We start from the raw sequence: 9,958 nt of genomic DNA, 5'->3' as shown, positions 1-9,958 counted from the left end.
AGGGAGTCGCGATGTCTTACGTCCTTCTCGCCTTGGGCGTGCTGTTCGCCCTCACGGCCGTCAACGCCTACGCGCCGCGGCGCAGCCCGGTCCTGCTGGCGGGCAGCTTCTTCGTGGGCTGGCTCACGATCGAGTTGGCGCCGCACGTCCTGGTCGCCTGGGCCGCCGCCACGGCGCTCGTTGCGGGCTTCGGCGGGCTGGACGGCTGGGCGGGCTGGACCGGGCTCGTCCTGGCGGTCCTCGCCATGGCGGGAGTGGCGGCCACTCTCGCCGCGTCGCGCCGCACGGTCGTCACGCTGCGGGACAGCGGCGCGCCCCTCGACCTCGACCCGGAAGGCGCTCCGCGCTATCCCGTCGGGCACCTGATCGTTCCTCCGCTGTGCCTGATCCCGCGCAAGGGCGTGGAGGTCGAACGCAACATCGTGTACCGGCGGGAGGGCCGCCTGCGCCTGAAGCTGGACGTCTTCCGCCCCGCCGGCGAGGCCCCCGGCGGCGAAGGCGCGGACGGCGGGCTGCGTCCCGGGCTCATGCAGATCCACGGCGGCGCCTGGGTCATCGGCGACAAGCGGGAGCAGGGGCTGCCGCTGCTCAACCACATGGCCCTCCAGGGGTGGGTCGGCTTCAACGTCAACTACCGGCTCAGCCCCCGCGCCACCTGGCCGGAGCACCTGGTCGACCTGAAGCACTTCGTCGCCTGGTACAAGGAGCACGCCGAGGAGTACGGCGCCGATCCCGACTTCCTCTGCGTGACCGGTGGCTCCGCCGGTGGGCACCTCACCGCGATGGTGGCGCTGACCGCGAACGTCGCGGACTTCCAGCCGGGGTTCGAAGACGCAGACACCACCGTGCAGGGCGCGGTCCCGTTCTACGGCGTCTACGACTTCGTCGAGCCGGGACCCTGGCCCCGCGCCATGGGCGACACCCATCTCCTCGAACGCATGGTCGTCAAGAAGCCCTTCGCGGAGAACCGGGAGCTGTACGCCAAGGCCTCCCCGGTCACCTACATCCGCGAGGACGCGCCGCCCTTCTTCGTCGTCCACGGCAGCCGCGACTCGCTCATCCCGGTGGCGGAGGCCCGCCGGTTCGTCGAACGGCTGAGGGAGGTCTCCGACTCACCCGTCCTCTACGCCGAGATGAAGGGCGCCCAGCACGCCTTCGACGTCTTCCCCTCCTACCGGACGGCCCGGGTCATCGAGGGCGTCGAGCGTTACCTGACCGGCCTGCACCGCCAGTACCGCCAAGGCCGCGAGCCCGAGGTGCCCGGCGAGGTGACGCGGTCCTTGGGGGAGCCGTCCGTCGGATAGCGTGGGCCACGTGCGGCTCACAGTTTTCTGGGATCGGATGAACCAGCAGTTCGGCGAGCACTACGCCGAAAGCGTGGCCAAGGACTACGTCCTGGCCGAACTGGGCGGGCGCACCATCGAGCAGGCCCTCGCCGACGGAGAATCCGCCAAGAGGGTCTGGCGGGCGGTCGTCGCCACCTTCGACGTCCCCTCGACCCTGCACTAGGCCCCGCTACAGCGGGATGCGGTGCGGGACGAACGACGACGTGTCGTCGGTGATGAGCCCGGACGTCTCCCTGATGCCGATCCCGGCCGCTCCGTCATGGACCACCCAGGCGCCGAGCACGGGGTGCTCGCCGTCGAACTCGGGCAGCGCGCAGAACTCCTGGAAGACGTACCCCTCCGCGCCGTAGTCGCCCTGGGTGCGCTGCTCCGAACCGTCCGGCGTGACGATGCGCATGCTCGCCCCCTCCCGTCCGAGCAGCGGCTTCTGCACGTAGGAGGTGAGGTTCGACGGCGTGTTCAGGTAGGTGGGCAGCAGGTTCGGGTGACCCGGGAACAACTCCCAGAGCAGGACGAGCAGCGCCTTGTTGGACAGCACCATCTTCCAGATCGGCTCTATCCACGACGTGGGCGCGCCCGGGATGTCGCGCCCGAACGGCTCGGCGACGATCCACTCCCAGGGGTAGAGCTTGCAGAGCGTCCGGATCTCCCGCTCGTCGAGGTCGACGAACCGCCCGCGCGCGTCGTCCCAGCCGACGTCCTCCATGGCGATCGCCACCCCCGGCAGGCCCGCCTCCTCGGCGGTCTCCTGCATGTAGGCGATCGTCATGACCTCCTCGCCGGTCTCGTCACCGGTCGTCCAGGCGAAATGGACCGGCTCGCCGCCCGCGGTGGGCGCGATCTCCTTCCAGCGCGCCACGAACCGCTCGTGGATGGAGTTCCACTGGTCGTCCCCGGGATGAGTGTCCTGCAGCCAGTACCACTGGACGACGGAGCTCTCCACCAGAGCGGTCGGCGTATCGGCGTTGTACTCCAGGAGCTTGGCGGGGCCCCGGCCGTCGTAGCGCAGATCGAACCGCCCGTAGAGGTGCGGGTCGCCGCGCCGCCACGACTCCTCGATCAGGGGCGCCACCCAGTCCGGGATGCCGAGGACGTGGTAGCGGCCGGTGGAGACGACGTGCTCCACCACGTCCAGGCACATCCGGTGCAGTTCCTCGACGACGCCTTCCAGGGCCAGGACCTCGTCCATGTCGAAGACGTAGTGCACGGACTCGTCCCAGTAGGGCCGGGTCAGGTGCTCGGGGTGCGCGGTGCGGTGGAAGGCCAGGCCGTGTGCCTCGACCTTCTCCGCCCAGCCCTCGCGCGGCTCGGAGCGAACGCGGCGCACGGGTCAGCTCCCGCCCCGGCCGCCGCCGCCGAACCCGCCCCGGCTCAGCGTCCGCCCGCCACTCGACTTGATCTTCCCCTCCGGCCGGGACTGGCTGCCGCCCGACACGAAGCCGGAACGGCTCTTCCCGCCGTAGTACCAGAAGTAGCGGCCGTAGGCGGGGGACCCGTGGTCGATGTCGTCGGTGTCGCAGTAGCCGTCCGAGACGACCTTGTAGCCGCCCTTGCCCTTGGCCGGCGCGTTCCGGTCCACGCACCTCGCCGTGGTCGAACCGGAGCCGCAGGCGACGAGCGCCAAGGACAGGGCGCTCACCATCCCCACCTTCACGGCGCGGGAGCTGAGCCGTCGAGAGGGCTCCTGTGGGGGCAAGAGAACACGTCCTTCTCACGCAGGGACCGACCGTGCGGCCATGGCCGCACGGTCATGAGACGGTGAAGACCCTAATCCGGTTCGATCACGCCCGTATCACCTGGGCGGGGACTAGTCCGGCACCGGGAGGTGCGCGTAGAGGTCCATCGCGTCAACAGATGACGGCAGGTCGCTGACCTGCCCGTCCCCGACCTCGACGACGCGCCAGACCCCGTCGGTGCGGCGGGCGAGGTCGGTGGTGATGAAGCGGCATCCGAGCGCGCGGACGGCGGGGGCCACCGCGCTCAGGTCGGGATCGAGTTCCACGCCCGGACTGTCGGGGTGCGGGCCGATCAGCGCGGGCTCACCGTCCACCCACCACACGCGCGCCTCGCCCTCGTCGTCGTACTGCTCGAACTCCCGCACGACGAGGCCGCCGGCGAGATGGTCGTCCCGCAGTGCGACCATCTTGGCCGCGATGTCGTGCAGCCGGGCGAGGTTCTTCACGTCGGGGACGAAGCACGCCTCCTCCCACTCGTGCTTGCACGACTTCACGTAGTCCTTGACCACGCCGGGCCCGCCGCGCAGCGGCTTCACGAGCTCGCCCAGCTCGCTGAGGGCGCCCGGGTCCTGGCCGGTGCCGAGAGGGCGCCACACGCTGTGCGGCGTCAGCCCGGCGAACGTGTCGTGCCAGCCCGGCAGCTCGTGCGCGCGGCGGTAGTCGTCGGGGTGCGTCAGGAGCACCGTCCCGCGCCGCTTCAGGGCGGCGGACATGGCGCCGTACTCCTCCGCGGAGAGCATCCAGCCGCGGTACCAGACCGGGCCCAGGGCCGAGGGGACCGCGTCGACCGCGTCCTCGACGTCCCCGCGGCGCAGCGCGTCGTGGTCGATCAGGCCGATCTCGCCGTAGTGGTCCCGCACGGCGGCGGCCTCGCGGGCGAAGTGGGGGTCAACGCGCCGGGGGTGGAGCGGATCGACGCAGAAGAGGACGGTCAGCGTCATGATTGGAACCCTCCGTCAACTCCGCCAGGTTACGGGTCGGGGCCCACGATCGCACGGAGATTCCGCCGCAAATCGGCATGTGAGACGATGATCGAACGGATGTTCGGTAAGCTGGTCGCGGTCCGCGGCACCGCCTTCGGAGCGCGCCGCGGTCGAAAGTGTCGGTGGCCCGCCGTAACGTCGCCCTCGACATCGCAAGCAGCGGCCGAGAGCCGACACACCACAACGAGAAGGACATCTCATGGCAGCGAACGACCGGGAGAAGGCTCTCGAGACCGCACTCGCCCAGATCGAGCGGCAGTTCGGCAAGGGGTCGGTCATGCGGATGGGCGAGGAGGCGCGGGCGCCCGTCGAGGTGATCCCCACCGGCGCGATCTCCCTCGACATCGCCCTCGGCATCGGCGGCCTGCCGCGCGGCCGCGTGGTCGAGGTGTACGGCCCCGAGGGCTCCGGCAAGACCTCCATCGCCCTGCACGCCGTCGCGAGCGTCCAGAAGAAGGGCGGCATCGCCGCGTTCGTCGACGCCGAGCACGCGCTCGACCCCGAGTACGCCGCCAAGCTCGGCGTCGACATCGACGCCCTGCTGGTCTCCCAGCCCGACACCGGCGAGCAGGCCCTGGAGATCACCGACATGCTGATCCGCTCCGGCGCGATCGACATCGTCGTCATCGACTCCGTCGCCGCGCTCGTCCCCCGCGCCGAGATCGAGGGCGAGATGGGCGACAGCCACGTCGGCCTCCAGGCCCGGCTCATGTCGCAGGCCCTGCGCAAGCTCACCGGGGCGATCAACCAGACCAAGACCACCGCCATCTTCATCAACCAGCTCCGCGAGAAGGTCGGCGTCATGTTCGGCTCCCCGGAGACCACGACCGGCGGCCGCGCGCTGAAGTTCTACGCCTCCGTCCGCCTCGACGTCCGCCGCATCGAGACGCTCAAGGACGGCACCGAGGCCGTCGGCAACCGCGTCCGCGTCAAGGTCGTGAAGAACAAGATGGCTCCGCCGTTCCGCGTCGCCGACTTCGACCTCCTCTACGGCCAGGGCATCAGCCGCGAGGGCGGCCTGATCGACCTCGGCGTGGAGCACGGCTTCGTCCGCAAGTCCGGCGCCTGGTACACCTACGACGGCGACCAGCTCGGCCAGGGCAAGGAGAACGCCCGCAACTTCCTCAAGGCCAACCCCGACCTCGCGGACGGCATCGAGAAGAAGATCAAGGAGAAGCTCGGCATCGGCCCGAAGGTCGACAAGGAGGCCGAGCCCGCCGCTCCCGCCGCCGCGCCCGAGCCCGCCGCGGCCGCCCCCGCGAAGGCCCCGGCCGCCAAGAGGGGCGCCAAGGCGGCCAAGGCGGGTGATTCCTGACCGGGAATCTCCCGAGACGGGTGACTCTTGACGAAGAGTAGGCGATGATCTCGTATGCAGGGCGGCGGCGCCTTACCCGGCACCGCACGACCGGTGCCCGGAACTTCCCCGATGGCGCCGCCGCTCCCACGGCGACAGCTCCCACGACCGCCGCTCCCACCGCTGGTCCCATGGCCGCTCCCACGACCGCCGCTCCCGCGCGGGCCGGCCGCCGATGACGGCCGCGCGCGAGGGCGACCCGGAGGCGAGGGCCCGCGAGATCTGCCTGCGCCTCCTGTCCTCCTCGCCCCGCACGCGCGCCCAGTTGGCCGACGCGCTGCACCGCAAGCAGATCCCCGGCGACGTGGCCGAGCGCGTGCTGGGCCGCTTCACCGACGTCGGCCTCATCGACGACGAGGCCTTCGCCCAGGCCTGGGTCCAGTCCAGGCACACCGGCCGCGGCCTGGCCAAGCGCGCCCTGGCCGCCGAGCTCCGCCGCCGCGGCGTCCCCGACGAGGCCGTGAACGACGCCGTGGAGACCCTGGACCCCGCCCAGGAAGAGCAGACCGCCCGAGCCCTGGTCGCGCGCAAGCTCCCGGCGACCCGAGGCGCCGACCCCGCCAAACGCATGCGCCGCCTGGTCGGCATGCTCGCCCGCAAGGGCTACTCGCCCGGCCTGTCCTACCGAGTGGTCAAAGAGGCCCTGTCCGAAGAGGGCACCGACCCGGAAACCCTCCCCACCCCGCCCGACTGACCCACCCACCCCCCGCGGCGGGCCCACGACTGGCACGACCCCCAAGGCCACGCGAGCCCCAAGACCGCGAGGGTCCGGGAGACCGCGAGGGTCCGGAAGGCCGCGAGGGTCCGGAAGGCCGCGAGGGTCCGGAAGGCCGCGAGGGTCCGGAAGGACATGCGGGGCCAAAGGGGTGTCAGGTCGGGGGAGCGGTGCGAGTCCGGGGGCCGTGCGAGTCCGGGGGCCGTGCGAGTCCGGGGGCCGTGCGAGTCCGGGAGGTCGGGAGGTCGGGAGGTCGCCTGGAGCCAACGGGTGTGGCAGGCCAGTAGGTCGCGTGGGGTCGGGGGAGTTGGCCGAGTATGACGGGTCGGGGCGGTGGGCGGGTGTGGGGATCGGGACTGGGGGAGGGCGCGGGTGCTGGGGAGGGCGGCGGTTGGTGGAGGGACGGGAATGTGGCGGGGGCGGGAGTGTGGGGCGCGACACGCCGGGGGTGGGGAGGCGATGACTGGGGGCGATCGGGCCGTGACCGCGGTGGAGGCGCGATGGCGCAGGTCGGGGCGGGTCAGGGCGGTCAGGGGAGGCGGTAAGGAAGGAGTCACGCAGACGTTCGGTTAGTCCGGAATGCCCGTCGTTTGCTTGCTCATTACCTCTGTGCCGCTTACCGTTACGGCAGTGAGGAGTTACTCCGCGTCTTGCGGATTGCCATACGACCGAGCACGTTCCAGTAGCTGAGAGGCATAAAGGACACGTTCGTCGACCGGATCCGGCCGGGTCGCCGGGACGCGCCGCGCGCGGTCCCGCGATGTCGTGCATCCGCGTGCGAGTAAGTCCTCGCTAGGCAGGGCCCCGTACTCCGGACGGGCCCGCGGCGAGGAAGGATCTGCCTCATGGAGAGCGTCCTGCTGGGTGCAGCGCTGCTGGTGACCCTGGTCGCTCTCGTGATCGTCGTCGTGCGGCGCCCCGGCACGCCCGGCAAGGCCGCCGCGGAGATGGCCCGGGCGCAGGGCGAGGCGGACGAGGTCAGGGCGAAGGCCGCCAAGGAGGCGCGCACCGTCCTGGAGAAGGCCGAGCAGGAGGCGCAGCAGGTCGCCGCCGCCGGGCGAGCGGAGCTCGACGAGGAAGGGCGCGCCCAGCGGGAGGATCTCCGCACCCTCCGGGAGGACCTCGAGCGCCGGGAGGCGCGCCTCGCGGAGCGGGAGCAGCGGCTGGACGCCGAGATGCGCCGCCTGGAGGAGTGGCAGGGGCGGCTCGCGGAGACCAAGAAGGCGCTGGAGGCCCGCGGGCAGGAGCTCGACGGCATCGCCGAGGAGCGGCGCAAGGTGCTGGAGCAGGCGGCCGGGTTGACCGCCGAGCAGGCCAAGGGCGAGCTCGTCGCGGCGATCGAGAACCAGGCCAAGCGCGAGTCCATCCCGATCGTGCGGGAGATCGAGAACGCGGCGAAGGCGGAGGGCGACAAGCGCGCCCGGAAGATCGTGACGCTGGCGATCCAGCGGGTCGCCAGCGAGCAGACGGCCGAATCGGTGGTGTCGGTCCTGCACCTGCCGAGCGACGAGATGAAGGGCCGCATCATCGGCCGCGAAGGGCGCAACATCCGCGCCTTCGAGACGACCACGGGCGTGAACCTCATCATCGACGACACGCCGGAGGCGGTGCTGCTGAGCTGCTTCGACCCCGTGCGCCGCGAGGTCGGGCGGCTGACGCTGGAGAAGCTCGTCCTGGACGGGCGGATCCACCCCCAGCGGATCGAGGAGATCTACGAGCGCAGCCGCAGCGACGTCGAGCAGCTCTGCGTCCGGGCCGGCGAGGACGCCCTGGTCGAGGTCGGCATCGCCGACATGCACCCGGAGCTGATCGCGCTGCTCGGCCAGCTGCGGTACCGGACGTCCTACGGGCAGAACGTGCTCAAGCACCTGATCGAGTCCGCGCACATCGCGGGCATCATGGCGAGCGAGCTGCGCCTGCCGGTGGAGGTCGCCAAGCGCTGCACGCTGCTGCACGACATCGGCAAGGCGCTCACCCACGAGGTGGAGGGCAGCCACGCGCTGATCGGCGCCGAGATCGCCCGCCGCTACGGCGAGCACGAGGACGTCGTCCACGCTATCGAGGCGCACCACAACGAGGTCGAGGTCCGGACCGTGGAGGCCGTGCTCACCCAGGCCGCCGACGCGGTGAGCGGCAGCCGGCCGGGGGCCCGCCGCGAGTCCCTGGAGGCCTACGTCAAACGTCTCGAACGGCTCGAGGAGATCGCCCGCGACCGGCACGAGGGCGTGGAGAAGGTCTTCGCGATGCAGGCCGGCCGCGAGATCCGGGTGATGGTGAAGCCCGACGCGGTCGACGACATCCAGGCGCAGGTCATCGCCCGCGACATCGCCAAGCAGGTCGAGGACGAGCTGACCTACCCCGGCCAGATCCGCGTCACCGTCGTCCGCGAGTCCAGGGTGATCGAGTTCGCCCGCTGATCAGGCGGAACGCGGACGCCCTCCGAGGGCGCGAGGTCTGGAGCACGCAGATTAAGCCGGAGTTCGGCGGCCGGACTGGCGCTCGCAAACTCCCGCGGTGATGATCAAGTCATTCCAGGCGGGAGGATCTCGTGAACAGGATCGCCATGACCGGGGGCGGGGCCGTGCTGGCCGCCGCCCTCGCCCTCACCGGCGGCGCCCTCACCGGCAGCGGCCTCACCGGCAGCGCGCAGGCCGCGCCCGAGACCGCGGGGAAGCGGACGCACGTCGTGGTCCTCGGGCATCGCGGATCTCCGGGGCAGGCCCCGGAGGAGACGCTTGCCTCCTACCGCGCCGCGCTGCGCGACCGGGCGGACGCCCTCGAAGGCGACGTGCAGCTCACCTCCGACAAGCAGATCGTGCTCCTGCACGACGACACCCTCGCCCGGACCACCGACGTGGAGCAGGTCTTCCCCGACCGGGCACCCTGGCGCGTGGGCCAGTTCACGCTGGCCGAGATCAAGAGGCTGGACGCGGGGTCCTGGTTCGACGCGCGGTACGCGGGCCAGCGGGTGCCGACCCTGAAGGAGCTCCTCGCTCTGAGGGACGCGCGGACAGGGCTCAGCCTGGAGCTGAAGTCCCCGGCCAACAGCCCGGGCATCGCCACGCTGCTCGCCCGCGAGCTGAACGCGGCGCGCCTCACCGACGGCGAGACGCTCCCCTCGGGGGCCTACCGGGTGCAGGTCCACTCGCGTGACCAGGCGGCGCTCAAGGAGTTCCACGAGTCCGCGCCCAAGGTGCCGCTGTCCTACCTGACCGGCGGGAAGATGCTCGCCGACGACGAGCTCGCCGCCCTGGCGGGCTGGACGGTCAGCGTCTACGCCCACCCGCGGGTGACCAGCGCGGCCGACGTCGAGCGCGCGCACGCCAAGGGGCTGAAGGTGTTCAGCGACCCGGTGGACAGCCCGGCCGAGGTCACCATGGGGGCGCACCAGGGCTACGACTGGCTCGCGACGAACTTCCCCGCCACGACCCGGCGGATCCTGGACGGCCGGACGCCGTTCCCTCGGGCGAACGGCGTCGTCGTCGACAGCGTCTTCCCCGACCCGAGCGGCGACGACGTCCAGCCGGAGAAGAGCGAGCACGTGGTGCTGCGCAACACGACGTCGAGGCCGGTCGACGTGGGCGGCGGCTATCTGCGCGACCAGGCGAGCAACCTCATGAGGATCGGCCCCGGCTACGTGATCCCGCCGGGCAGCCTGCTGCGCGTCCACGTCGGCCCCGGCATTGACCGCCCCGACGCCTACTACAACGGCCTGACGGTCGGCTTCCTGAACAACACCTCAGGCGACACGGTGTCGCTCTTCGGGGCCGACCACACCCTGCTCGACATCTCCTCCTACGTCCTGCCCTGAGCGCCCTGAGCGG

The 9,958-nt window shown here is 71.5% G+C and carries 8 protein-coding genes and 1 pseudogene; 6 read left to right on the top strand and 3 right to left on the bottom strand.

Annotated features, from left to right (window positions below; genetic code table 11):
* Window positions 1-11: 11 nt before the first annotated feature.
* Both FKD65_RS11195 and FKD65_RS11190 read left to right on the top strand, forming a co-directional pair.
* Window positions 12-1,304, top strand: coding sequence for an alpha/beta hydrolase (locus FKD65_RS11195; RefSeq protein ID WP_141577391.1), 1,293 nt, complete (start codon window positions 12-14; stop codon window positions 1,302-1,304).
* A gap of 10 nt (window positions 1,305-1,314) precedes the next feature.
* The gene (locus FKD65_RS11190) at window positions 1,315-1,509 is read left to right on the top strand and encodes a DUF3046 domain-containing protein (RefSeq protein WP_141577390.1); all 195 of its coding nucleotides are present in this window, start codon (window positions 1,315-1,317) and stop codon (window positions 1,507-1,509) included.
* Window positions 1,510-1,515: 6 nt separating this feature from the next.
* Here the strand turns inward: FKD65_RS11190 and FKD65_RS11185 are convergent, their stop codons facing one another.
* The 3 genes from FKD65_RS11185 to FKD65_RS11175 form a co-directional block, all read right to left on the bottom strand.
* Entirely contained in the window at window positions 1,516-2,673 is a 1,158-nt protein-coding gene (locus FKD65_RS11185) for a glutathionylspermidine synthase family protein (protein ID WP_141577389.1), read from the bottom strand.
* A gap of 3 nt (window positions 2,674-2,676) precedes the next feature.
* Window positions 2,677-2,988 carry a hypothetical protein gene (locus tag FKD65_RS11180; RefSeq protein ID WP_141577388.1) on the bottom strand — a complete coding sequence of 104 codons (312 nt, stop codon included), beginning with the start codon at window positions 2,986-2,988 and terminating at the stop codon, window positions 2,677-2,679.
* Window positions 2,989-3,153: 165 nt separating this feature from the next.
* Window positions 3,154-4,023: an ATP-grasp domain-containing protein gene (locus FKD65_RS11175; protein WP_141577387.1), complete on the bottom strand. Its 870-nt coding sequence runs from the start codon at window positions 4,021-4,023 to the stop codon at window positions 3,154-3,156.
* 241 nt (window positions 4,024-4,264) lie between these two features.
* Between FKD65_RS11175 and recA the strand changes: the two genes are divergently transcribed.
* The 4 genes and pseudogenes from recA (at window position 4,265) to FKD65_RS11155 (ending at window position 9,945) form a co-directional block, all read left to right on the top strand.
* Window positions 4,265-5,380 (top strand): recombinase RecA, encoded by a 1,116-nt coding sequence (gene recA, locus FKD65_RS11170; protein ID WP_141577386.1) that lies wholly within the window; start codon window positions 4,265-4,267, stop codon window positions 5,378-5,380.
* A gap of 127 nt (window positions 5,381-5,507) precedes the next feature.
* A pseudogene (gene recX / locus FKD65_RS11165) lies at window positions 5,508-6,113 on the top strand (recombination regulator RecX); the annotation flags it as partial.
* A gap of 866 nt (window positions 6,114-6,979) precedes the next feature.
* On the top strand, window positions 6,980-8,551 hold the full coding sequence (gene rny / locus FKD65_RS11160; protein WP_141577385.1) for a ribonuclease Y: 1,572 nt from the start codon (window positions 6,980-6,982) through the stop codon (window positions 8,549-8,551).
* 131 nt (window positions 8,552-8,682) lie between these two features.
* Window positions 8,683-9,945, top strand: a complete 1,263-nt coding sequence (locus FKD65_RS11155) for a glycerophosphodiester phosphodiesterase family protein (RefSeq protein WP_141577384.1) — start codon at window positions 8,683-8,685, stop codon at window positions 9,943-9,945.
* Window positions 9,946-9,958 lie beyond the last annotated feature (13 nt).

The organism is Actinomadura sp. WMMA1423 (genome assembly GCF_006547145.1).
Classification (GTDB): Bacteria; Actinomycetota; Actinomycetes; order Streptosporangiales; family Streptosporangiaceae; genus Spirillospora.
The sequence above is the reverse complement of the archived record's forward strand: the minus strand, read 5'-3'. Positions and strand labels throughout refer to the sequence as shown.